This is a genomic window from Streptomyces sp. NPDC055966 (assembly GCF_042269865.1).
In the GTDB taxonomy this organism is placed as follows: Bacteria; Actinomycetota; Actinomycetes; order Streptomycetales; family Streptomycetaceae; genus Streptomyces.
On sequence record NZ_JBHJYK010000001.1, the window covers coordinates 34752 to 57640 of the forward strand.

A 22889-nucleotide genomic window follows, 5' to 3' on the forward strand; every position below is an offset into this window, starting at 1 on the left:
GGCCTTTCCGTGTCCCCAGCGGTGCTCAGCGTGCTCAGCACTCAGCCGCCGTGCCCGGAGGAGTGCGCGGAGTGGTTCGCGCCGACCTCCACGTCCCCGCCGAGCGTGCCGCGCAGCGCCGTGACGGTGTCATCGGCACCGACGGCGACCCACTTGCGGCCGACGAGGTAGAAACCGCCGTAGTCCTCGGCGGTGTTGATCCACTCGCGCTGGCCGCGGTCGGTGGAGAAGGTGGCGAGGATGAACTTCCCGTCGGTGTTCGTGCAGATGGCCTGCCGGATCGTGTCGGCGTCGGTCTGCATGTCCGGCTTGCACCTCACCTCGGCGGCCAGGCTCTCCAGGCTGCCGGTCGCGGTGGGCGGGACCGCCTTGGTCTCCCCGCCCGCGCCGCAGCCCGCCAGCGCCAGCACGGCGCTCGCACCCAGCAGCAGTCGTGTCACCCTCATCAGTTCCTCCGGTCCTCGCGGCCCCAGCATGGCTCGACTCCTTCGGATACGGACCCCGGCCGCCGTACGCTCAAATGCGATAATCACCCATCCGGTGGTGACCGACCGCCGCCCCGCTCGTTCTCCATGGCGTGCAGTCACAGGATGTAGCCCAGCGTCACGCAGCCTCCTCCGCCGGGGAATCCGGCCCGGTCGACGTCGAGCAGGCCGAGGCCGCGCTCGTCGAGCACTATCCACGGCTGGTCCGGATCGCCTATCTGGTGCTGCCGCCGAACCTCGGCCGCAGCCGCCGGGTGCTGACCGCGCACGCCCTCGTCCAGCGCGCCCTGCCCCGGGGCCGCAAGCAGCAGTCGGCCACGATCCCGGCCCAGACCTCGGGCCGGCCGGACGACCCCGGGTACGCGTTCCTGCGCGAGCGCGTCCTGCGTACGGCCCTGGAGGCGGCCGCCCCCCGCAAGGGCCTGCCCCGGCTCACCCAACTGCCGCCGCTGCTGCCCCAGGTCTGGGGCCTGAGGCTGTTCCCGCGCTCGGGCGGCGCCGACGAACTCGCCCTGGACCAGCGGCTGTCCGCCCTGTCCGGCCCGGCCCGCGCCGCCTATGTGCTGCGCGGCCTTGAGCAGCTCTCGGACGCCGACGTGCGCAGGCTGCTGTCCGCCGCCGGTGTCGAGGACCCGGGCGGCGCGCTGGCCTCGGCGAACGGCGTGCCCCTGCAGCCCGCGCTGCTCGCCTCGGCCGAGTTCGACGCGTGCTCGCTCCAGGCCCGGCCCACCGACCTGATGCGCCGCCGCCAGCACACCAAGGCCGTCCTCGCCGCGGCCGCCGCGCTCGCGGTGTGCGGGGCACTGGTCACCCTGCCGGGCGACGGCTGGGGCCCGGACGGCGCCGCCGCGCCCGTCTACGCCGAGAACCCGGCCGCCCAGGCCGCCCTCGATCCGGCCCGGCTCACCCATGTCCCGCCCACCGCCTGGGAGACCTCCGCACGCAGCGACTTCTCCGTGTGGCCCGCGCGCGGCCCGCTCACCGGCGACCAGGGCCTGCTGCGCCGCGCCCTCGCCGTCTGGGCCCGCCCCGGCAGCGCGGTCCGCGTCTCGGCGACCCCCGGCACCCAGACCGGCGGCCCGGCCGGCCCGCCCCAGCTGCTGTACGCGGGCCAGGTCGACAACGCCCGGGTGGTGATCCTCTACGACGGCCTGCGCATCGTCCGCTACGCCGAGCCGGTGAGCGGCACCGAGGGCGCCGCCCTCGACCTCGCGCGCGCCGACGGCGCGACCGGCGCCGAGGCGAGCGCGCTGCTGCTCGGCCGCTCCGACGGCAACGTGCGGTACCTGACCGCGCCCTGGGTGAAGAAGGCGGCGGCGCGGAACCTGATGAAGCCGGCCGCGGCCGCGACCCCGCTGACCCTCACCGGCGGTGTCACCGCACCGCTGACCAGCCCGGCGCTCCAGCCCGGCCGCTGCACCTCGTGGACCGTGCTGCAGCTGACCGGCGCCCCGGGCACCGCGCTCTCCACCGACCTCGGCGAGCTGGTCCCGGCCCGGCTGACCGCGGGCCCGCCCGGTGCGCCCGAGGACGCGTCCGGTACCGCGGGGCTGCGCGCCTGGGCGCCGTTCGCCTGCTCGCTCGCGGCCGAGCGCTCGGCGGGCGTCCGGAGCGTGAACGCCTGGCAGTTCGCGGAGCAGCCACTGCCCGACGGCACCGGCGCCGCGGACTGGGTGTGCACCCGGGCCGAGACCTGGCGCGGCGACGGCACGGCGGCGCTGGCCCAGTTCCGCACGCCGGGCCGGCCGGTCGGCGCGGTGGTCGCCAAGGGCACGGACGTACGGGGCTGCGGGCCGCTCGATCCCCATGTGCTGGCCGGGGTGCTGTGGAAGTCCGCAGCCGGGCACTGGTTCCTGCTGGCGGCGGGCAGCAAGGACACCGCGACGATCAGTGCCGTGGGCGGGATCACCGCGTCCGGCCAGGGTCCGCTGCTCATGGCCCGGGCCACGCAGGGGGCGCAGGCCACGCTGAAGGGCACTCTGGCGAACGGCCGGGCGATCAGCGGACTGCACTGATCCCGGTTGCTGACACCGGCGTAAACAAGATGCGTCACGGGGGTTCTCAGCGGCCTTACCCATCAGTACATTGACGCCATGTCTAACACGCAGGCCCGGGTGCCGCTCAAGGCACGCAAAGTGTCCTTCTCCTGGGACGGCACGCCGTTGCACTGGGTGCCGGGCGATCCCTTCACCACGCACACCATCAACGTGCTGCATCTGCTGCTGCCCGCCGGTGAGCGGTGGTTCGTGCACGTGTACAAGCAGGTACTGCCGTACATCCGGGACGAGCGGCTCCGTGCGGACGTCATCGGGTTCATCGGCCAGGAGGCGATGCACTCCCAGGCGCACGACGAGGTGCTGCCGCACCTGCGCGAGCAGGGCCTCGACCCGACGCCGTACACCGCGCAGGTCGACTGGTTCTTCGAGAAGCTGCTCGGCGACCGCACACTGCCGCCGGGGCGGCCACGCAGGTGGTGGCTGATGGAACGGGTCGCGCTCATCGCGGCCATCGAGCACTACACCGCGTTCCTCGGCGACTGGGTGCTCAACGCCGGGGAACTGGACCGGCAGGGCGCCGATCCCACCATGCTGGACCTGCTCCGCTGGCACGGCGCGGAGGAGGTCGAACACCGTTCGGTGGCCTTCGAGTTGTTCATGCACGTCGACGGCAGCTACCGGCGGCGCGCACGGACCTGGGCGACGGCCTTCACGGCACTGGTGTTCCTGTGGCAGCGCGGGACGCGGTTCTTCATGGAGAACGACCCGACCCTCGTCGACGGCAGGGCGTCCTTCAAGGAGTTCTACGTCCGCGGCCGGCGGGGCCTGCTCCCCTCGGCCGGGGACATGGTCCGGTCCATCCCCCGCTATCTGAGCCGTGACTACCACCCCTCGCAGGAGGGCGACACCGCACAGGCCGTCGCCTACCTCGCGTCCTCCCCGGCGGCCACGGCGGCGGAGAAGGGGGCCGCGTGATGCCGAAGCTGCGTACCGTCGCGCTCCTCGCGGGCGCCGTGCTGGTGACCCGGGGTGCCCTGCGCCGCCGGATCCAGGTCTCGCCGCTGTGGCCGCTGCCCGCCCTGGAGGAGCCCACCTCGGGCCGGCCGCGCTCGCGGGCGCTGCGGCTGCTGGTCGCCGCGCACGAGACGGTGGCGGACGGCGTCGTACAACTGCGGCTGGAGGGAACGGACCTGCCGCGCTGGGAGCCCGGCGCGCATCTCGACCTCGTGCTGCCCTCGGGGCTGGTCCGGCAGTACTCGCTGTGCGGCGACCCCGAGGACACCTCGTCGTACACCGTCGCGACCCGGCTCGTCGAGAACGGGCGGGGCGGTTCGCGCGAGGTGCACGAGCAGGTGACGGAGGGCATGGAGCTGGAGGTGCGGGGGCCGCGGAACCGCTTCCCGCTGGTCGAGGCGGAGTCGTACGTCTTCGTCGCCGGCGGGATCGGGATCACCCCGCTGCTGCCGATGCTGCGCTCGCTCCCGGACGGCACCCCCTGGCGGCTGCTGTACGCGGGGCGCGACCGTGCCTCGATGCCGTTCCTGGAGGAGGTCGAGAAGCTGGGCCGCGACCGGGTGACCGTGGTCGAGGGCGTGCCCGATCTCGACGCGCTGGAGGCCGATGAGGGGGCCGTCGTCTACTGCTGCGGTCCCGAGGGGCTCATGGCGGCGGTCGCGGAGCGTTTCCCGGACGTTCGTCTCGAACGGTTCGCGCCACGTACGTCGTCCGACGGGAACACGGAGTTCGAGGTCGAACTCCGGCGCAGCGGGCGCACGTTGACCGTCCCGGCCGACTCCACCGCGCTGGCCGCGATCCGCCGGGAGCTGCCGGACACCGCGTACTCCTGCGAGCAGGGATTCTGCGGGACCTGCCAACAGCGGGTGCTGGAAGGGGAGATCGACCACCGGGACGAGCTGCTGACGGACACGGAGCGTGCCGACTCGATGCTGATCTGTGTGTCGCGGGCCCGAAGCGGTCGGTTGGTGATCGACATGTGAACACCTGCGGCCGGATTCGATCGGTAAGGTGTTCGCATGAGTACCGGGGTTCGCCGCAGGATGGGCGTCGAGGAGCGGCGGCAGCAGCTGATCGGCGTCGCGCTCGACCTGTTCAGCCGACGCTCGCCCGACGAGGTCTCGATCGACGAGATAGCGACGGCCGCGGGCATCTCGCGGCCGCTCGTGTACCACTACTTCCCCGGCAAACTCAGCCTGTACGAGGCCGCGTTGAAGCGCGCCTCGGAGGAGCTCGCGGCCCGCTTCGCCGAGCCGCACGAGGGTCCGCTCGGCGCCCGGCTGCTGCGCGTGATGGGCCGCTACTTCGACTTCGTGGACGAACACGGACCCGGCTTCTCGGCGCTGATGCGCGGCGGCCCGGCCGTCTCCGCCGACGGGATCGGCACCAAGGACCACGTCTCCACGACCAACGCGCTCATCGACTCCGTGCGCCAGGCCGCCTACGAGCAGATCCTCGCGCACCTCGGCGTCACGGACGCCTCCCCGCGCCTGGAGCTCGTCGTCCGGTCCTGGATCTCGCTCGCCGAGTCGACGGCGCTGCTGTGGCTGGACGGCCGCCGCGTCCCGCGCGCCGAGCTGGAGCTCCAGCTCGTGCACGACTTCGCCGCGCTGGTCGCGGTCAGCGCGGCCTACGACGCGGACATGGCGACCCTGCTCAAGCAGATGGTGAAGGACGAGCCGGCCGACGGCACCTTCGCGGAGCTGGTCGGCCGGCTCATCACCCTCGCGCCCTGAGCGGCGGCCGCTACCGGTCGAACTTGCGGTAGGACGCGTCGAGTTCGCGGACCTCGACGGAGGCGTGCAGGGCGATACCCGCGTCCGCCACGTGCCCGCGGAGCAGTTCCAGGGCCGTCTCCGTGAGCCTCGCCTTCGTCTCGTCGCTGCGTCCGGCGAGGAGCCCGATCGTCACGTGCACGATCGCGTGCCCGCGCGCCCCGGGGTCCTCGTACCCGAACACCGTGTACGCGCTCGGCCGGAACTGCGTCTTGCAGGCCTCCGGCTTCGCCGCCGCGATCGCCACGGTCGCCTCGTGCAGCTCCCGGGCGAAGCCCTCACGGTCGAAGGCGTCCGCCAGGAGGTCCGAGTAGTCGATGGTGATCTGCGGCATGGGCGTTCCTGTTCTACGACGGTTTTCCACGACGGTTTTCTACGACCGTTCCGGGACGAGAGCCCGACCCTACTTCCCTGCCCGGGTGAACACCGCCACCGTCCGCGCCGGGACGGAGAACGTGCCCGACCCGGCCGCGTAGGCCGAGGTCTTCACCACCGCGTCCGCACCGGAGGCCTGCACCGGATGCAGCCGGTACGGCGTCCCGGCCAGGGCCGCGACGGTCTGCTCCTGCCGCTGCGGGGTGGCGTTGAAGACGACCACCAGGTCGCCGAGGCGCAGGGTGATCACCCCGGGCGTCTCGTCCGTCCCGGACAGCGGGAAGGAGAGCGCGTCCTGCACCTGCGCGGCCGTACCGAGGGAGAACGCCGGCTCGGTCGTGCGGATCCTCAGCAGGTCCCGGTAGGCGGCCGAGGCGCCGGTGATGTCCGGGCAGCCGACCCTGACCTGGCTCAGCAGCGGCTTGGCGTACGGCCACTTGGCCTGGTTGTCGGCCGCCATCGGCAGCCCGCGCCCGAAGCCGTTGCCGTCGGCGCAGTTCCAGTGGATGGCGTTGAACCAGTCGCCGCTGTCGAAGGAGTTGCGGTCCAGGGACTTCGAGCGCAGCAGGTCGGTGCCCGCCTGGGAGAGGGACGGGCCCTGCGAGAGGGCGGCGGTCGCCATCGCCAGGACCTGCATCCGGGCCCGGTCGGCGGCGCTCGTCCGCGCGGGCAGCTTGTAGGTCAGCGCGTCGAACAGCGACTCGTTGTCGTGCGCGTCGACGTAGGCGAGGGCGTCGCCGGGCGCGTCCGCGTAACCGGCGGGCGAGCCGTTGTAGTCGATCTCCGCTCCGGTGACCGCCTTGCCGTCGGTGTCCGTGAACCGGTACTTCGCGAGGTTGCCGCTGAGCCCGACCTTGATCAGGTCCTGGTAGTGCAGCAGCCGGGCCTTCTGCTCGGCCGGGGTGCCGTTGGCGGACGAGGAGTTGGGGTCGGTGTAGAGGCCGGAGGCGAAGCCCTGGACGCCGGGATCGGCGTCGAAGGGGCTGCCGCCGCGTACGGCGTCCCGGGCGCGGTCGGAGAAGGTGGCGATGCCGGTGCCGGCCATGTTCGCCTGCGTGGCCTGCACGAACCGGGCGTCGTTCGCGACCTCGCCGAAGTTCCAGCCCTCGCCGTACAGGATGATCTTCCTGCCGTCGACGCCGTCCTTGGCGGGGGTCAGCGCGTCGAGGGCCTTGCGGACGGCCAGGATGTTGGCCTTCGGGTGGTGGCCCATGAGGTCGAAGCGGAAGCCGTCGACCTTGTACTCCTTGGCCCAGGTGACGATCGAGTCCACGACCAGCTTGCCCATCATCGCGTTCTCGGGCGCGGTGTTGGAGCAGCAGGTGCTGTTGGCCACCGAGCCGTCGGCCAGGAGCCGCTGGTAGTAGCCGGGCACGACCTTGTCGAGCACGGAGGTGTCCGCCTGGCCGCTCGCCGCGGTGTGGTTGTAGACGACGTCCATGACGACCCTGAGACCGTCCTGGTTGAGGGACTGGACCATCTGCCGGAACTGGACCGTGCGGGCGGTGCCGTCCGGGTCGGTGGCGTACGAGCCCTCGGGGACCGTGAAGTGGTACGGGTCGTAGCCCCAGTTGTAGGCGTCCTTCGCGGCGGTCTTCGCCACGCACGCCTGCTGCTGGTCAGAGTCGGCCGGGTAGGAGGCGAGGTCACAGGCCGGGCTCTGCTGGTCGGCCTTCGTCTCCGGGACGGAGGTGAAGTCGAAGGCGGGCAGCAGGTGCACGTACGACGTTCCGGCCTTCGCCAGCTCCCGCAGATGCCTCGACCCGTCGCTGTTCTTGTCGGTGAAGGCCAGATAGGTGCCCCGGTCCTTCGCCGGGACGGTCCTGTCGGCGACGGAGAAGTCCCGGACGTGCAGCTCCTGGATCTGCGCGTCCCTCATCGGCACGGCCCTGGGCTTGTGCAGGCCCGCCCAGCCGCTCGGGGCGAGGGACCTGTCGTTCAGGTCGACGACGAGGCTGCGCGCGGAGTTCGCGGTGAGCGCGACCGAGTACGGGTCGGTGACCTTGTTGACGACCAGCTTGCGGACGCTGGGCGCCCAGACCTTCACGACGTACCGGTAGGGCTTGCCCTTCCAGGAGGCGGGCCCGGTGACGGACCAGACGCCGGTCGTGTCGTCGCGGTGCATGGCCCTGACCGAGCCGTCCAGTTCCAGTGCGACGCTCTGTGCGGTCGGCGCCCAGACGGAGAGGGTGGGCCTGCCGTCGTGGAAGACCGGCCCGAGCGCGGCCTTGGTGGCACCCGGGTAGAGGTCGTCGAGCACGCCCGCGATCTGCACGCCGGTCGCGGCCAGGACGGCGCCGTTCGCGGCCCGCTGCGAGGCCACGAGCTGACCGGTCAGCGCCGTACGCACCCGATCCCGGTCACGCGGATCGACGGACCATGCCGTGTAGTCCTTCAGATACGGGAACTTCGCCTTCTGGGCGTCGGTGAGCGTGGTCTTCTCCAGCCGGATCCAGCGCTCGTCGTCGCTGGTCAGCGCCCCGTCCTTGACGGTGATCGAGCCGTCGTGGGAGGAGAGCAGCTGGGTGGAGGCGGCCCCGTCGGCGCCGTCCCAGGCGACCGTGTCCCGGTCGATCCAGACCGCCTTGGACGTGGTCAGGTCGAGCGCGGCCGCGCTGCCCGCCGGCTGCGGGAGCAGGTACTTCTCCTGGCCGTTCAACAGCCACACCTCGTAGCCGTTCGCCTTGAGGTCGAGTGACTGGTCGGCGGCGAGGTCCTTCTCGTCGCCCTTGTGGATGATGTAGCTGAGGCTGGTGGCACCCGCGCCGAGCGGCACCTCGAAGACCGCGCCATAGGCATCAGTCTTGACCGGCTGGAGCGGTTTCGACCAGTCGGTGGGGTTCGCGGCACCCGTCCAGACGTGCAGGCCCCAGCCGTCGTAGTTCCCGTCGGCGCGGTGGTAGTGGAGGACGGCCTTGGCGGTGTCCTGTGCGGGATATCCGGCGGGCCGCTGGGTGAGGACGTCGGCCTTGCCCTGCTCGACCCAGACCTCACCGGTCCTGGTGACGTCGATGCTCCGGTCGGCGGAGACGTCCTTGTCGCCGTTCTTGTCGACGACCAGGAAGCCGACGTTCGAGGCGCCCGGCCTGACCTTGACGTAGGCGAAGGCGCCCCAGGCGTCCCGGCCGGTGAAGGGGTGCCCGGCCGGCCAGGTGGTGGACTCGCCGTCGGCGAGGTCGCCCCAGGCGTACAGGCCCCAGTTGCCGTAGTCGCCGTCGGCGCGCTTGTAGTGGACGATCACGTAGTCCCGCGAGGAGGCCGTGGGGACGGGCGTCACGGGCGGGGTGCCGCTGGTGCTGCTCGCCGTGGCGCTCGCGGTGTGCCCGGCCGAGTCGATCACGACGGCCTTGTAGCGCAGGGCGGTTCCGGCGGGTACGGCCTTGCCGAGGGTCTGGGTGACCTTGTACGGGGCGTGGTCGGCGGAGCCGAGCACCTGCCACGGGGCGTCTCCGACCTGGGCGGCGAAGACGACCCGGTCGAGCTGTCCCCCGTCGACGTCGGCCGCGAGGTCCACGGTCCCGGTGGCTCCGGCGGCCGGGGCGGTCAGGGTGACCGCCGGCTTGGCGGCGGGCCCGGCGAGATGGCCGGCGGCCCGGTAGACGACGGCGGACTCGGCCGGGACGGTGACGGTGAGTTCACGGTTCCCGCCGGTCCGCACCGAGCCGTCCACGCCGTAGATCCCCCGGTACGCCATGTCCGCCGACCCCGTCGCGAAGGTGGCCGTCTTCGCGCTGTCCGCGTTGTTGAGGGCGACGACGTACTCGGCGCCCGTCCTGGCGTCCGTCCGGGTGAAGGCATAGATCCCGGCGCCGTCGGCCGCGTACCGCTCCGTCTGCACGCCGTCGGTCAGGGCCGGGTTGGCCTTGCGGAGCCTGGAGAGGGCGGCGATGTCGCGGTAGAGCGGGGCGCTCGTGTCGTAGGAGTCGCTCGCGTGGGTGCGGGTGGTGCCGATCTCGGGGTCTTTGAGGTAGTCGGCGACCTGGGAGGCGAACATGGTCTGGCGGGCGTCCTTGTCGCCGCCGGAGCCGGTGAAGCCCTGCTCGTCGCCGTAGTAGACGACCGGGTTGCCGCGGCTGAGGAACATCACCTCGTTGGCGAGCCTGTCCTTCTTCAGGATCTCGGCGTCGGTCGCCTTCGGGTTGTCCTGCTTCAGGAAGTGGCCGATGCGGCCCATGTCGTGGTTGCCGAGGAAGGTGACCTGCTCGTAGGCGTTGGCCTTGTCGGTCGTGTACTTCCAGTCGTCGCCGAGGACGCTCGCGAGCTTCTGGGCGCTGCCGCCCTGGGAGGCGTAGGCGCGGGCCGCGTCCTGGAAGGGGAAGTCGAGGGTGGCGTCGAGGCGGCCCTGGGTGACGTACGGCGAGGTCACCGAGGTGTCGCTGTCGTACGTCTCGCCGAACATGAAGAAGTTCTTCCGCCCGTGCGCGGCCGCGTACGTGTCCAGCGCGGTGGCCCACTGGGTCCAGAACTCCATGTTCACGTTCTTGACCGTGTCGATGCGGAAGCCGTCGACGGCGAAGTCCCTCACCCAGCGCTCGTAGATCTGCTCCATGCCGTGGACGACCTCGGGACGCTCGGTCCACAGGTCGTCGAGGCCGGAGAAGTCGCCGTAGGTCGCGGACTCGCCGGCGAAGGTCGAGTCGCCCCGGTTGTGGTACATCGTCGGGTCGTTGAGCCAGGCCGGGACCTTGCTGTCGCTCGTGACCCGCGGGGTGTACGGGAAGGAGGCGCCGGAGACGGCCGGGAACTTCCTGCTTCCGTCCGCGTAGGCGGCGTCGTCGAAGGGCTTCCCGTCCTTGGTCAGGTACGGGAAGGCGCCCTTGGAGAGGTAGCCGGAGGAGTTCTCCTTGTAGGTGACGACGTCGGCGGTGTGGTTGGTGATGACGTCGAAGAAGACCTTCATGCCCTTGGCGTGGGCCTTGGCGATGAGGGCCTTCAGGTCCTGGTTGGTGCCGAAGTGCGGGTCGACCTGGGTGAAGTCGGTGATCCAGTAGCCGTGGTATCCGGCGGAGGCGCCCGCCCCGGTGCCCTGGACCGGCTTGTTCTTGAAGATCGGGGCCATCCAGATGGCGGTGGTGCCGAGGCCCTTGATGTAGTCCAGCTTGCTGGTCAGGCCCTTGAGGTCGCCGCCCTGGTAGAAGCCCTTGTCGGTGGGGTCGTAGCCGGTGGCGAGGCGCGAGCCGGTGAGGCCGCCCCTGTCGTTGGCCTTGTCGCCGTTGGAGAAGCGGTCCGGCATGACGAAATAGAACTGCTCGCGGGTGTCGTCGTGCCGGGCGGGCTGGGCGGCGAGCGCCGCGTCCGACGGGGGTGCGGGCGGGGTGGCTGCGTGGGCCGCCAGTGGCTGGATCAGGGCGGCGGCGAGGGCTGCGGCGGTGACGGCCGCGGCCCGTCTCGCTCTGGGTATCACGCGTAACTCCTAGCGAATGCGGCTCTCTTGGGTCCGACCCCGCGCGACCGTATCCCCAACGAAAGCTTTACAGCAAGAGGCTTGAAACTCACAGCAAGAAGTTTCAACGTCAACCTTGACGTGCCCTTCTCAACTGCCGCACGCTCACCGGTTGTCAAACCCCATCCTTTCTCGGAGCCGCAGATGACCGGAAACCGACACCGACCACCGGGTCCCGCGGGCGTCTTCCGCCGGACGGCCGGGGCCATGGCCGCCGGAGCGCTGGCGCTCGCGGGCGTGCTCGCCCTGCCGGCGACGCCCGCGCAGGCGAGGACGACCGCCAAGGGCGACGTGATCGCCAACCTGTGGGAGTGGAACTGGGACTCGATCGCCTCGGAGTGCACCGACGTGCTGGGCCCGGCGGGCTACGGCGCGGTCCAGGTGGCACCGCCGGAGGAGTCCCTGAAGCAGACGAACTACTACTGGTGGGACGTCTACCAGCCGTACTCCTACTCCCTGAACAGCCGCTTCGGCAGCCAGGCGAAGTTCAGCGCCATGATCACCGCGTGCCACAAGGCGGGCGTGAAGGTCTACACCGACGCGGTGATCAACCACACCGCCGCCCAGACCGGCACCGGCTACAACGGCACGACCATCACGAACAAGTACGCCACACCCAACTGGTCCCGCACCGACTACCACGACTCCAGCGAGTGCCCGACCTCGGACCTGACCATCCAGGACTACTCGAACCTGACCCAGGTCCAGAACTGCGAGCTGCTGGGCCTGCCCGACCTCAAGACCGAGTCGGACACCGTGCGCGCGGGCCTCGCGAACTACCTCAACTCCCAGCTCGCCCTGGGCGTCGACGGCTTCCGCATCGACGCCGCCAAGCACATCCCCGAGGCCGACATCGCGGCGATCGAGGGCAAGCTGACGAACACGGCGTCCGGGACGGCGCCGTACGTCTTCCAGGAGATCTACCCCGGCTCGACTCCGCAGCCGAGCGACTACTACGGCACCGGTGACGTCCTGGACTTCACCTACGCCAGCAAGATGAAGTCGGCCTTCCAGGGCAACGTGAGCGACCTGGCCTCACTGTCGTCGTCCGGCATCCTGCCCGCCGCCGACTCGGTGTCCTTCGTGACCAACCACGACACCGAACGCAACGGCCTGCACATGTCGTACAAGGACGGTGACACCTACAAGCTCGCCAACCTCTTCCAGCTCGCCTACCAGTGGTCGACCCCGACGGTGTACGCCAGCTGGGAGTGGACCCAGAGCGACCAGGCCCCGCCGAACTCGTCGGGCATGGTGACGGACACGGACTGCTCCAGCGGCGCCTGGTACTGCCTCGACCGTGACACCGCTGTGGTCGGCATGGTGGCCTGGCACAACGCGACCGACACGGCCGCGGTCTCCGACTGGCAGACCATGTCGTCCAACGTGATCGGCTTCGGCCGCGGCGGCAAGGGCTTCTTCGCCCTCAACAACGGCACGACGGCGGCGACCTACACGTTCACGACGGGCATGGCCGACGGCACGTACACCAACGTGATCGACGGCGGCAGGACGACCGTGACCGTCTCCGGCGGCAGCGCCTCGATCACCATCCCCGCGAAGGGCGCGGTCGCCTTCTTCAACTCCTCCTACACCTGCACGGTGGGCTGCGGGAACGCCGGCGGCGGCTCCGGCGACACGGTCAGCGCGACCTTCAACGAGTACGCCTCGACCACGTCCGGCACCAACGTCTACGTGGTCGGCTCCATCGCCGCCCTGGGCGGCTGGGACACCTCGAAGGCGGTGGCGCTCTCGTCGTCCGGCTACCCGGAGTGGTCCGGCGAGGTGAGCGTGCCGGTGAACACGTCCTTCACCTTCAAGTACATGAAGAAGGACAGCGCCGGCAACGTCACCTGGGAGTCGAACGCCAACAGGTCGGCGGCGACGGCGACTTCGGCCCTCACCCTGAACAACTCCTGGAACGTGGCGGACACGGACGCCACCGACGTCACCTTCCACGAGAACGCGACGACGGACTGGGGCACCAACGTCTACGTCTCCGGCTCCATCCCCTCGCTCGGCTCCTGGAACACGGCCGACGCCATCCCGCTGTCCTCGGCGTCGTACCCGGACTGGAACAAGCTCGCCATCGTCCCCAAGGGCACGACATTCGAGTACAAATTCCTGAAGAGGGACAGCTCCGGGAACGTGACCTGGGAGTCGGGAAGCAACCGCTCCTATACAACGGGCAGCTCATCGGGTTACACGACCAGTGACACCTGGCAGTAGCCGTAACAGCCCCGCCGAACGGGCTGTCACCGAATCACCATCGGTGACAGCCCGTTCTCTCTTCCGAGACCCGAAACCATGACCGATCGCCACGAGCGTCGTTGATCCGGTCGTATGAAAGCCGACACGGGACGCAAGTATCGCCTGTACCCCACCCACGGGCAGGAGGAGGTCCTGACCAAGTGGGGTCACACCGCACGAGCCTTGTGGAACTTAGCGCTGGAGCAACGACAGCACGTCTACAAGCAGCGCGGCGTGACACTGCGGGCCGTGGAGCAATGCCTGCATCTCACGGCAGCGAGAGCCGAAATCGACTGGCTCGCGGAGCTTCCCGCAGCCGCTGGCCAGCAGGTACTCCATCACCTGGACAGAGCGTTCGACAACTTCTTCAATCCCTCTCACCCGGCCAGGTATCCCCAGTTCAAGAAGCGTGGCCATCGGCTGACGGTGTCTCTCCCAGGACAGAATCTCACGGTGCGCAAACTCAGTCGCCACTGGGCGGAGGTACGACTACCCAAGATCGGCTGGGTGCGATTCCGTCTCTCCCGCGCACTGGGTGGGACTCTTCGCAACGCGACGGTCAGCAAGGACGGTACTGGCTGGCACGTCTCCTTCGGCGTGGCGACGGGGATCAAGCCGATGCCACGGCTCGACAAGCCGGGGTGTGGCGTGGATTTCGGCGTTGCAGCCTCCGCCTTCGTGTCCACGGAAGACCAGCCCAGGCGAATGCCGCAGACGCTCACCAAAGCGGAGAAGGCCCGACTCAAGCATCTGGAACAGAAGAAGGCCCGGCAGCTCACCTATGCGAAGAAGCACCAAGGACGCCGGTACAGCAACCGTCTGCGCCGGACAATCGAGCAGATCGCCAAGATCAAGTCCCGCCAGGCTAACCGGAGAAGAGACTTCACGCACAAGCTCACGACCGATCTCGCCAAGAACCACGGCTACGTCGGCATCGAAGACCTACGTGTGAAGAACATGACCAAGAGCGCCAACGGAAACGTTGAGCGTCCCGGCATAAACGTCAAGGCCAAGGCGGCCCTGAACCAGTCGATCCTGGACAACTGTCCTGGAGAGCGGCGTCGACAGCTTGAGTACAAGTGCAAGCTCCACGGCTCGGAACTTCGCGTGGTTCCTGCCTTTCACAGCTCCAACACCTGCGGAAATCCCAACTGCGGAAAGGTCGACCCGGAGTCACGTCCGGGATGTGGCCGGCTGTTCGTCTGCGTGCACTGTGGGCACGAGGACGACGCCGACCACAATGCCGCCGTCGAGATTCACGCCCGAGCCCGCCGGACGGGTGGCTCGGTCACCAACAGCACGCGCAGGCGCCCAACGGTGCCGAGTCCCGGGCAACCCCGGAGGCGGTTGCGTGAAGCCCAACCCGCCCTCCGGGGCGGACAACGGGAATCGCGGCCGGTGAACGGCAGCGAAATCGTCAATGCGACGTGCAGAACGACTAACTAACAGCCCGACTTCCCCGCATAGATCGCCAGCGCCGTATTGGCGCCCAAGGTGGCGGTGAACTGCCCACTGGAGTTCACCGCCACTGTCCTGCTGCTCTGCACATCGCAGTAGGTACCCGCCGCGAGTGAGGTCTGGTACATACGGGTCAGGGCGGAGGACTCGTGGTTGATGGCCACGTAGCCCTTGGCGCCCCGGCCGAACGCGATGGCGTTGTTGCCGTCGTCCCACCAGTTGGAGACGGCCTCGCCGCGGGTCGTGTTGCGGAAGGCGACCATGGACTTGATCTCGGGCCAGGCGTGCTGGCACTTCCAGCCGTCCTGCCAGCAGGCGTTGACCTGGCCGTCGTTGGGCGGTCCGGCGTCCGCGTTTGACCATTCGTAGCCGGAGTTGATGTCGGGGGCGTCGTAGGGCCAGGCGAGCATGAAGACGTTGGCCAGGGTGTAGGTGGCGCCGTCCTTGTAGTTGAGGGTGGAGCCGCCCCGTTCCGTGTCGTGGTTGTCCACGAAGACACCCGCCACGGAGCTGCTCAGGTAGCCCCAGCCCTCGCCGAAGTTGGTGAGGTAGGCCAGCTTCTCGGTGTTGAAGACGCGCTTGAGGTCGTAGGCGTAGCGGAACTCCTGGACGTCGCCGTTGCCGGTGTACTCGGAGGGCTGGACGGCCTCGTTCGCGCCGTAGATGACCTCCTGCTTCCAGTAGACGGAAGGGTTCGTCAGGCGGGACTTGATGTTGGCCAGGTCCTCGGCCGGGATGTGTTTGGCGGCGTCGATGCGGAAGCCGTCGGCGCCGAGTGAGAGCAGGTCGTTCATGTAGCCGGCGATCGTCTTGCGGACGTACTCCTCGCCGGTGTCCAGATCGGCCAGGCCCACGAGTTCGCAGTGCTGGACGTTCCAGCGGTCCTGGTAGTTGGTGACCGGGGAGGTGCAGTCGTCGAAGTCGGGGTACGAGTACAGGCCCGGGTAGTCGTACTTCGTGTACGACGAGCCGCCGGTGCCGGTGCCGCTGCCCGCCGACATGTGGTTGATGACGGTGTCGACCACGACCTTCACCCCGGCCGCGTGACAGGTGTCGATCATGTTCTTGAAGGTGGTCCGGTCACCGAGCCGGCCCGCGATCCTGTACGACACCGGCTGGTACGACGTCCACCACTGCGGGCCCTGTATGTGCTCGGCGGGCGGGGAGACCTGGACGTAGCCGTAGCCGGCGGGGCCGAGGGTGGTGGCGCACTCGCGGGCGACCGAGGCGTAGTTCCACTCGAAGAGGACGGCGGTGACGTCCTTGGTGCCGGGCGGGGAGGCCTCGGCGGTGGTCGGGTTCATGCCAACCGTGAGGCCGAAGGCGGCCATGGTGAGCGCGAGTGCCGTGGGGAGTGTTCTGCGTGCCATGTGGGGGTTCCTTCACCGTTGAAGGCTCTTGCTGAAAAATTTCAGCCAACTTGCGGTGACGGAGATGTTAAAGGCCCGCCGCCTGAAAAGGCAGCGGGCCGTGTGAAGTTGGTGCAAGAGATTTCAGTGACGGGTGGTGAACCACACCGTCGTGTCGGCCGGCACGGTCGCCTCGCCGTCGGTCGCGACCGGCTCACCGCTGGCCAGCAGGACCCGCCCGTAGGCCGGAACGGTCACCGCCTCCCCCGTAGTGTTGGCGACGCACACGAACGCGCCCCGGCGGAAGGCCAGGACGCCGTCCGGCGCCGGCAGCCACTCCACCGCGTCGCCCGCGCCGAGCGCTGGGTGTTCCCGACGCGCGGCGAGCGCGGCCCGGTACAGCTCCAGGGTGGAGCCGGCCACTCCGGTCTGCGCCTCGACACTCAGCTCGGCCCACTCGGCCGGCTGCGGCAGCCAGCTGCCCCCGTCGCCGAAACCGTACGACGGACCCGAGCGGGTCCACGGGATCGGCACCCGGCAGCCGTCACGGAAGCCGTCCTGGCCGGCGCCGCGGAAGTACGCCGGGTCCTGGCGGACCTCGTCAGGGAGGTCGACCACGTCGGGCAGGCCCAGTTCCTCGCCCTGGTAGACGTACGCCGAGCCGGGCAGCGCGAGCATGAGGAGGGTGGCGGCGCGGGCCCGGGTGAGGCCCAGTTCGCGGTCGCCCGCCGTGCGGATCTGGGTGCCGAGGCCGGGCGGGTTGGCGAAGCGGGTGGCGTGCCGGGTGACGTCGTGGTTGGACAGGACCCAGGTGGCGGGGGCGCCGACGGGGCGCATCGCCTCCAGGGTGCGGTCGATGACCGTGCGGAGTTCCTTCGCGTCCCACTCCGTCGACAGATACTGGAAGTTGAAGGCCTGGTGCAGCTCGTCCGGGCGGACGTAGTTCGCGGTGCGCTCGACGGTCGGCGTCCAGGCCTCGGCCACGAAGATTCGCCCGCCCGTCTCCCGCCACCGCCCTTCTGACGAAGGCCCTTCGGGCCCCCCGTTTTTGGAGTACTCGTCCAGGATCGTGCGCCACTGGCGGTAGATCGTGTGCACGCCGTCCTGGTCGAAGAACGGCATGACATCGTTGCCCAGCAGCTTGAGTTGGTCGTGCGCGCCCAGGTCGGGCAGACCGGCGGCCTTCACCAGGCCGTGGGCGACGTCGATGCGGAAGCCGTCGACGCCCATGTCCAGCCAGAAGCGCAGGATCGAGCGGAACTCGTCGCCGACCGCCGGGTGTTCCCAGTTGAAGTCGGGCTGCTCGGGCGCGAAGAGGTGGAGGTACCACTCTCCGGCCGAGCCGTCGGGTTCGGTGACCCGCGTCCAGGCCGGGCCGCCGAAGATGGACTCCCAGTCGTTGGGCGGGAGTTCGCCGTCCTTCCCCTTGCCGGGGCGGAAGTGGTAGCGGTCGCGCAGCGGCGAGCCCGGTCCCTCGGCGAGGGCGCGCTTGAACCACTCGTGCTGGTCGGAGGAATGGTTCGGAACGAGGTCGACGATGATGCGCAGGCCCAGCTCGTGCGCGTCGCGGATGAGCGCGTCGGCGTCGAGCAGGTTGCCGAACATCGGGTCGACGGCGCGGTAGTCGGCGACGTCGTAGCCGGCGTCGGCCTGCGGGGAGGCGTAGAAGGGGCTGAGCCACACGGCGTCGACGCCGAGGTCGCGCAGGTACGGCAGGCGGGCGCGGATGCCTGCCAGGTCGCCCATGCCGTCGCCGTCGCTGTCGGCGAAGCTGCGGGGGTAGACCTGGTAGATGACCGCGTCCCGCCACCAGTCGCGGCGGTCGGCGACGGCGGCTGCGGCGGAGTGGGGGGCCGGTGCGGCAGGGTGCTGCTGGCTCATGGCGTCCTTGATGGGTAAGGGAGTTCTGGTCATGGGCGCGTGGGTACGGCGACGGTTGCCGGGGACCGGGGGTGGTGTGCGAGGCGGCCGCGATCACAGCGGGGTCGGATGGGGACCGCGGCCGCCTACCCGCGCACGCCGTGCGCGGGAGCCTCTCTTCCTGAGGGCCGTCAGCCCTTCGTGCCGCCCGCGGTCAGGCCGGTGACGAGGTTCTTCTGCACGAGGTAGAAGAACGCGGACACGGGTATCGCGATCAGCACCGCGGTGGCGGCCATGTAGTTCCACTGGGCGTCGTGTTCGCTGACGAAGGTCTGCAGGCCCACGGCGAAGGTGTACTTCGAGTCGTCCAGCATGAAGGTCGTCGCGAAGGCGACCTCGCCGACGGCGGTGATGAAGTTGTAGAAGGCGGCCACGGCCAGGCCCGGGCGGGCCAGCGGCAGGATCAGCCGGAAGAAGGTGCCGAACGGGCTGAGCCCGTCGACGCGTCCGGCCTCGTCTATCTCGAAGGGGATGGTGTCGAAGTACCCCTTGAGCAGCCAGGCGCTGTACGGCACGGCCGTGGTGCAGTTGATGACGATCAGCGCCCAGTAGGTGTCGATGAGATCCAGCTCGCTGAAGATCTCGTACATCGGCACGATCAGGATGGCGATCGGGAAGGCCTGGGTCAGCAGCAGGACCCACATCAGCTGCTTGTAGCCGGGAAAGCGCATCCGGGAGACCGCGTAACCGGTGGTGGCGGCGACGAAGACGCCGATCAAGGTGGTGCCGCCGGCCACGATCATCGTCGACTTGAACCAGTCGAAGAAGCCGGTGTGCTGGAGCACGAAGCCGTAGTTGGAGAACGTGAGCTTGCCCAGGATCTTGCCCGGGTGCAGATAGTCGTCCTTCTCGGGCCCGAGGGACAGGAAGATCAGCCAGGCCACCGGGGCGAGCGCGATCAGGCTGGCGACGGCGAGACCGCCGTGCAGCAGGGCGGCGCCGAGCGGGCCGCGCTCGCCGCGCCGGCGCGCCCGGCGCGCGGGCCGGGCGGCGGGGGCCGGTGCGGCCACTGTCTCTTCGAGGGTCGTGGTGCTCATGGCGGCGGCTCCTGCGGCGTCAGACGGCGAGCTGGTCATTGCGCTTCAGCCAGCGGAAGTAGAAGGAGGTGAAGACGGTGATGATCGACAGCAGCAGTACGCCGTACGCGGCGGACTGGGCGAAGTCGCGCGGCTGTTGGCCGAAGCCCAGGAAGTAGGCCCAGGTGACGAGGATCTGTGCGTCCGGGGCGCTGGTCGGGCCGAACAGCAGGAAGATGATCGCGAACTGGTTGAAGGTCCAGATGATGCCGAGGAGTACGACGGTGGAGCTGACGGACCGCAGGCCCGGCAGGGTGACGTGCCGGAAGCGCTGCCAGGCGTTCGCGCCGTCCATCTCGGCCGCCTCGTAGAGGGAGGAGTCGATGGACTGCAGGCCGCCGAGCAGCGAGAGCATCATGAACGGCACACCGCACCAGGTGTTGACCATGATGGCGGCGAACCGCTGCCAGAAGGTGTCCTCCAGCCACTGCGGCTGGGGCAGGTGCAGGGAGTGCAGGACCTGGTTGATCACTCCGGAGTCGGAGAGCATGATCCGCCAGGAGAAGACGGTGACGAAGGTCGGCACGGCCCAGGGCACGACGAGCAGCACCCGGTAGAGGGTGCGTCCGCGCAGCTTCTCGTTGAGCATGAGCGCGAGGCCCAGGCCGAGGGTGTAGTGCAGGGCCACGCAGGCGGCGGTCCACACGACGGTCCACAGGAAGTGCGACCAGAAGCGGTCGTACGACAGCGGGCCGAACAGGATGTCCTTGTAGTTGCCGAGGCCGATGAACTTGTAGGTGGCCGCGATGTGGTTGACGCCGATCGTGCGCGCCGAGTTGAGGCTGTTGGCGTCGGTGAGGGTGAGGTAGACGCCGCGGATCAGCGGGTAGGCGACGATGCCGGCGAGCACGACGACCACCGGGGCGATCATCGCGTACGCGTACCAGTACTTCTGGTAGCCGTGTCTGATGCGCTGCCCCAGCCCGGGCCGAGGCGCGCGGTCACCGCGGCGCTTGCCGGTCGCGCGGTCGATGGCGACTGTCATGGTTCGACACCTTCAGAGATCAAGGAGAGTGGGCCGGGCACAGGGCGGTGGCCGCCGGGTCCTTCCCCCCTCGACGGAGGACCCGGCGGCCACGCGGGCTTACTTGCTGAAGTCGGGCACCAGCTTGGCGATGGCGACCTGCGCGTTGCTCAGGCCCTGGTCCAGCGACTCCTTGCCACCGGCGATCTTGGGCAGCTCGGTGTCGAGCGGACCCCACAGGGAGCTGTACTCGGGCAGCGCCGGGCGCGGCTGGGCGGCGGAGAGGACGCCCTGGTAACCGGCGATGCCGGGGTCGGACTTGACCTGGGCGGTGTAGGCGTCGGTGCGGGTGGGCAGGGTGGAGTTCTTCAGGGCGATGGTCTCCTGGGACTTCGCCGAGGTCATGAACTTCACGAACTTCAGGGCGGCGTCCTGGTGGGCCTTGTCGGAGCCGGCGTAGACCGAGAGGTTGTGGCCGCCGGTCGGGGCGCCCGCCTTGCCGGTGGAGCCGGCCGGGACGACGGCGATGCCGAGGTTGGACTTGTCCTTGAAGGCGCTGCCCTTGTAGAAGTTCGTGATCTCCCACGGACCCTGGAGGATCGCGGCGACCTTGCCGTTGACGAACGCGTCCGAGATGTGGGCGTAGGCGTCGGCGGTGGTGTCGGCCTTGTGCAGGCCCTTGCCGGAGAACAGGCCCAGCCAGGTGCCGTAGGCCTTCTTCGCGGCGGCCGAGTCGACGGTGATCTTCTTCGCGGCGGCGTCGACGGTGTCGGTGCCCTCGCCGTAGAGGAACGGCTCGCCGTAGTAGGCCTGGGTGGAGCCCCAGTAGCCGTCGGCGCCGGTCTTGTCCTTGACCTTGGCGGCGTCCGACTTCAGCTCGTCCCAGGTCTTGGGGGCCTCGGTGATGCCGGCCTTCTTGAACAGCGCCTTGTTGTAGACGAGCGCGAGGGTGTCGGTGACCAGCGGGACGCCGTAGGTCTTGCCCTCGTACTGCGCCTGCTTGATCAGGTTCGGCTCGAAGCTGCTCTGCTCGGAGAGGGCCTCGGTGCCGTCCAGCGGCAGGAAGTAGCCCTTCTTCGCGAAGGCGGGGGTCCAGCCGACCTCGGAGCGCAGGATGTCCGGGGCGCCCTTGGAGCCGGCCGCGGTGTCGAACTTGTTCTGCGCCTGGTCGAAGGGCACGTTGACGTACTTGACCTTGATGTTCTTGTTCTGGGCCTCGAACTGCTGGACCAGGGTCTGGTACGTCGGCGCCTCGTTCGTGGCGTTGGAGGTGTCCCACCAGGTGATGGTGACCGGCCCGCCGGCCTTGCCGCTGTCGCTGCTCCCGCCGCCGCAGGCCGTCGCCGCGAGGGCGAAGGACGCCACCAGCGCGGAGGCCGCTATGCCACGCCGCATGAGTTCTCCTTGAGGGTTGAGCCCGTGTGGTGCCGACTGCGCCGTTGCGGCCGCCGGGCGACTGGGAACGTAACAGCGTTGTAAGCGTTGCGAAAGACCTTGCAGAAAAAAAGTGCAAGGGAACACGATGGTTACTCTGTTGTGACCGCTCAGCAAAGGCATGTTGCTTGTGCAAGACTCTGCAAGCTCTTGCCACCACCAGGCCGACACAAGGACGAGGAGTGCCCATGGCACAGCAATCCGCACGGGGCCGGCAGGCCGCCCGGGCCCGGCGTCCGGCTGGTGGGCAAGGCGTCATACGACCGGTACAGTCCAGTGCCGTGACCACACGGCTTGCCGACATCGCTGCGCAGGCGGGGGTGAGCGAAGCGACCGTCAGCCGGGTCCTCAACGGGAAGCCGGGCGTCGCCGCCACCACCCGTCAGTCCGTGCTGGCCGCGCTGGACGTCCTCGGCTACGAGCGCCCGGTGCGGCTGCGGCAGCGCAGCGAGGGCCTGGTCGGCCTGATCACGCCGGAGCTGGAGAACCCGATATTCCCTGCCCTGGCCCAGGTCATCGGCCAGGCGCTGACCCGCCAGGGCTATACGCCGGTGCTCGCCACGCAGACGCCGGGCGGGTCGACCGAGGACGAGCTGACCGAGATGCTCGTGGACCGCGGGGTCGCCGGGATCATCTACGTCTCCGGGCTGCACGCGGACACCACCGCCGACATGCAGCGCTACGAGCGGCTGCGGGCGCAGGGCGTGCCGTTCGTGCTGGTGGACGGCTTCTCGCCGAAGGTGCAGGCGCCCTTCATCTCCCCCGACGACCGGGCCGCGATGACGCTCGCGGTGACCCACCTGGTGTCGCTGGGCCACACCCGGATCGGGCTGGCGCTCGGGCCGAAGCGGTTCGTGCCCGTGCAGCGCAAGATCGAGGGCTTCGTGCGGGCCGTGCAGGACCAGCTGGGGCTGGACGCCGCCGCGGTCGAGGCGGAGCTGATCCAGCACTCGCTGTACACCCTGGAGGGCGGCCAGGCGGCGGCGAGCGCGCTCATCGACCGCGGGTGCACGGCCGTGGTGTGCGCGAGCGACATGATGGCACTCGGTGCCATACGGGCCGCCCGGCAGCGGGGGCTGGAGGTGCCGCGCGACGTCTCGGTGGTCGGTTTCGACGACTCCCCGCTGATCGCGTTCACCGACCCGCCGCTGACCACCGTGCGCAAGCCGGTGCCGGCGATGGGACAGGCCGCGGTGCGCACGCTGCTGGAGGAGGTCGGCGGAACGCCCGCGCCGCACAGCGAGTTCGTCTTCATGCCGGAGCTGGTGGTGCGCGGTTCGACCGCTTCGGCGCCGAATGTCCTCCGTGCGTCGTAGAAGGTGCGGTTCGGACCCGACCTTGGGATGATC

Annotated in this window: 15 protein-coding genes; 7 read left to right on the top strand and 8 right to left on the bottom strand. The window is 69.6% G+C overall.

What is annotated here, in order from left to right; translation table 11 throughout:
• Window positions 1–41: 41 nt before the first annotated feature.
• The gene (locus ACFC8N_RS00195; protein ID WP_376286220.1) at window positions 42–446 is read right to left on the bottom strand and encodes a hypothetical protein; all 405 of its coding nucleotides are present in this window, start codon (window positions 444–446) and stop codon (window positions 42–44) included.
• Between the two features lie 131 nt (window positions 447–577).
• On the opposite strand from ACFC8N_RS00195, the gene ACFC8N_RS00200 reads away from it, so the two are divergent.
• The 4 genes from ACFC8N_RS00200 to ACFC8N_RS00215 all read left to right on the top strand — a co-directional run bounded on the left by ACFC8N_RS00200 (window position 578) and on the right by ACFC8N_RS00215 (window position 5232).
• Entirely contained in the window at window positions 578–2500 is a 1923-nt protein-coding gene (locus ACFC8N_RS00200; RefSeq protein WP_376284944.1) for a hypothetical protein, read from the top strand.
• A gap of 78 nt (window positions 2501–2578) precedes the next feature.
• The gene (locus tag ACFC8N_RS00205) at window positions 2579–3457 is read left to right on the top strand and encodes a metal-dependent hydrolase (protein ID WP_356020743.1); all 879 of its coding nucleotides are present in this window, start codon (window positions 2579–2581) and stop codon (window positions 3455–3457) included.
• A complete protein-coding gene (locus ACFC8N_RS00210; RefSeq protein WP_376284948.1) occupies window positions 3457–4479 on the top strand; it encodes a PDR/VanB family oxidoreductase in 1023 nt (340 codons plus the stop codon). The genes ACFC8N_RS00205 and ACFC8N_RS00210 overlap by 1 nt, the downstream gene beginning before the upstream one ends.
• 36 nt (window positions 4480–4515) lie before the next feature.
• On the top strand, window positions 4516–5232 hold the full coding sequence (locus ACFC8N_RS00215; RefSeq protein WP_356020740.1) for a TetR/AcrR family transcriptional regulator: 717 nt from the start codon (window positions 4516–4518) through the stop codon (window positions 5230–5232).
• Between the two features lie 10 nt (window positions 5233–5242).
• On the opposite strand, the gene ACFC8N_RS00220 is transcribed toward ACFC8N_RS00215, so the two are convergent.
• Window positions 5243–5605, bottom strand: a complete 363-nt coding sequence (locus ACFC8N_RS00220) for a 5-carboxymethyl-2-hydroxymuconate Delta-isomerase (RefSeq protein ID WP_376284951.1) — start codon at window positions 5603–5605, stop codon at window positions 5243–5245.
• Between the two features lie 69 nt (window positions 5606–5674).
• Window positions 5675–11050: a pullulanase-type alpha-1,6-glucosidase gene (gene pulA, locus ACFC8N_RS00225; protein ID WP_376284954.1), complete on the bottom strand. Its 5376-nt coding sequence runs from the start codon at window positions 11048–11050 to the stop codon at window positions 5675–5677.
• Between the two features lie 183 nt (window positions 11051–11233).
• Between pulA and ACFC8N_RS00230 the strand changes: the two genes are divergently transcribed.
• Both ACFC8N_RS00230 and ACFC8N_RS00235 read left to right on the top strand, forming a co-directional pair.
• Window positions 11234–13318 (top strand): carbohydrate-binding module family 20 domain-containing protein, encoded by a 2085-nt coding sequence (locus ACFC8N_RS00230; protein WP_376284957.1) that lies wholly within the window; start codon window positions 11234–11236, stop codon window positions 13316–13318.
• A 114-nt stretch (window positions 13319–13432) separates the two neighbouring features.
• Window positions 13433–14785 carry an RNA-guided endonuclease InsQ/TnpB family protein gene (locus tag ACFC8N_RS00235; RefSeq protein WP_376284960.1) on the top strand — a complete coding sequence of 451 codons (1353 nt, stop codon included), beginning with the start codon at window positions 13433–13435 and terminating at the stop codon, window positions 14783–14785.
• Here the strand turns inward: ACFC8N_RS00235 and ACFC8N_RS00240 are convergent.
• From ACFC8N_RS00240 to ACFC8N_RS00260, 5 genes are all read right to left on the bottom strand, one after another.
• Entirely contained in the window at window positions 14782–16167 is a 1386-nt protein-coding gene (locus ACFC8N_RS00240; protein ID WP_376284963.1) for an alpha-amylase family protein, read from the bottom strand. The two genes, ACFC8N_RS00235 and ACFC8N_RS00240, sit on opposite strands and share 4 nt — an antisense overlap.
• Window positions 16168–16290: 123 nt before the next feature.
• A complete protein-coding gene (locus tag ACFC8N_RS00245) occupies window positions 16291–18027 on the bottom strand; it encodes a glycoside hydrolase family 13 protein (protein ID WP_356020729.1) in 1737 nt (578 codons plus the stop codon).
• A 170-nt stretch (window positions 18028–18197) separates the two neighbouring features.
• Complete coding sequence (locus ACFC8N_RS00250) at window positions 18198–19103, bottom strand: sugar ABC transporter permease (RefSeq protein WP_376284965.1); 906 nt, start codon at window positions 19101–19103, stop codon at window positions 18198–18200.
• A gap of 19 nt (window positions 19104–19122) precedes the next feature.
• The gene (locus ACFC8N_RS00255; RefSeq protein ID WP_356020726.1) at window positions 19123–20127 is read right to left on the bottom strand and encodes a sugar ABC transporter permease; all 1005 of its coding nucleotides are present in this window, start codon (window positions 20125–20127) and stop codon (window positions 19123–19125) included.
• Window positions 20128–20226: 99 nt separating this feature from the next.
• On the bottom strand, window positions 20227–21501 hold the full coding sequence (locus ACFC8N_RS00260; protein ID WP_356020724.1) for an extracellular solute-binding protein: 1275 nt from the start codon (window positions 21499–21501) through the stop codon (window positions 20227–20229).
• 320 nt (window positions 21502–21821) lie between these two features.
• Between ACFC8N_RS00260 and ACFC8N_RS00265 the strand changes: the two genes are divergently transcribed.
• Window positions 21822–22856, top strand: coding sequence for a LacI family DNA-binding transcriptional regulator (locus ACFC8N_RS00265; RefSeq protein WP_362820526.1), 1035 nt, complete (start codon window positions 21822–21824; stop codon window positions 22854–22856).
• The last annotated feature ends 33 nt before the right edge of the window (window positions 22857–22889 follow it).

Coding starts and splice junctions, on each gene's coding strand:
- ACFC8N_RS00230 (WP_376284957.1), top strand. CDS start 11,234: ATGACCGGAAACCGACACCGACCACCGGGTCCCGCGGGCGTCTTCCGC.
- ACFC8N_RS00240 (WP_376284963.1), bottom strand. CDS start 16,167: ATGGCACGCAGAACACTCCCCACGGCACTCGCGCTCACCATGGCCGCC.
- ACFC8N_RS00210 (WP_376284948.1), top strand. CDS start 3,457: ATGCCGAAGCTGCGTACCGTCGCGCTCCTCGCGGGCGCCGTGCTGGTG.
- ACFC8N_RS00195 (WP_376286220.1), bottom strand. CDS start 446: ATGAGGGTGACACGACTGCTGCTGGGTGCGAGCGCCGTGCTGGCGCTG.
- ACFC8N_RS00245 (WP_356020729.1), bottom strand. CDS start 18,027: ATGAGCCAGCAGCACCCTGCCGCACCGGCCCCCCACTCCGCCGCAGCC.
- ACFC8N_RS00215 (WP_356020740.1), top strand. CDS start 4,516: ATGAGTACCGGGGTTCGCCGCAGGATGGGCGTCGAGGAGCGGCGGCAG.
- ACFC8N_RS00205 (WP_356020743.1), top strand. CDS start 2,579: ATGTCTAACACGCAGGCCCGGGTGCCGCTCAAGGCACGCAAAGTGTCC.
- ACFC8N_RS00250 (WP_376284965.1), bottom strand. CDS start 19,103: ATGAGCACCACGACCCTCGAAGAGACAGTGGCCGCACCGGCCCCCGCC.
- ACFC8N_RS00235 (WP_376284960.1), top strand. CDS start 13,433: ATGAAAGCCGACACGGGACGCAAGTATCGCCTGTACCCCACCCACGGG.
- ACFC8N_RS00260 (WP_356020724.1), bottom strand. CDS start 21,501: ATGCGGCGTGGCATAGCGGCCTCCGCGCTGGTGGCGTCCTTCGCCCTC.
- ACFC8N_RS00255 (WP_356020726.1), bottom strand. CDS start 20,127: ATGACAGTCGCCATCGACCGCGCGACCGGCAAGCGCCGCGGTGACCGC.
- ACFC8N_RS00220 (WP_376284951.1), bottom strand. CDS start 5,605: ATGCCGCAGATCACCATCGACTACTCGGACCTCCTGGCGGACGCCTTC.